Here is a 576-nt window from a genome sequence, read left to right as displayed (position 1 = left end):
GCGTTGACGCTCACGCTGGACGGTGCAATGGGCAATGCCGGAACGTTAAGCGCCGGTGGCAACAGCACTTTGCGCGCGGCCAGTGTGGACAATCAGGGGGCCATCTCCAGCCGTGGTGCGGCGCTGTTTGACGCCTTGTCGCTGCAAAATGACGGCAGCATTAGCGCCAGCGACAATCTGACGCTGCACGGTAACTATCAAGGCAACGGCTCGCTCAGCACGGCGGCGCAGTTGGCGCTTCACGGCGAGCGGTTAAGCCAAAACGGTGAGTGGCAGGCGGATAGCCTGACGGTGAACGCCACCCGATTTACCCACAACGGCACGTTACGCGCCCACGTGGTAGCGCTGTCGCTGACCGATCTGTTCAATAACGGTCAGATTGACGCAGACCAAACGCTCGCGCTGACGTTGGGCAACATGGATAACCGTGGCAACGTCAATGCGGGCGATATGACGCTGCGTGCAACCACGCTCACCAACAGCGGTTCACTTGCCAGCCAGCACGCAATGGAACTGCATCTGGCCGACAGCCTCGACAACAGCGGCGTTATCACGGCACAGGGAGCGGTGGAGGCA

Annotated in this window: 1 protein-coding gene; it reads left to right on the top strand. The window is 61.1% G+C overall.

Annotated features, from left to right (window positions below):
• Positions 1-576: hypothetical protein (locus J5224_RS34260; RefSeq protein ID WP_264629296.1), on the top strand; the 576-nt coding region annotated here is incomplete at both ends.

The sequence above is a fragment of the Candidatus Symbiopectobacterium sp. NZEC135 genome (genome assembly GCF_025962695.1).
Note: the sequence above shows the minus strand (reverse complement) of the source record. Positions and strands in the feature narration are given on the sequence as shown.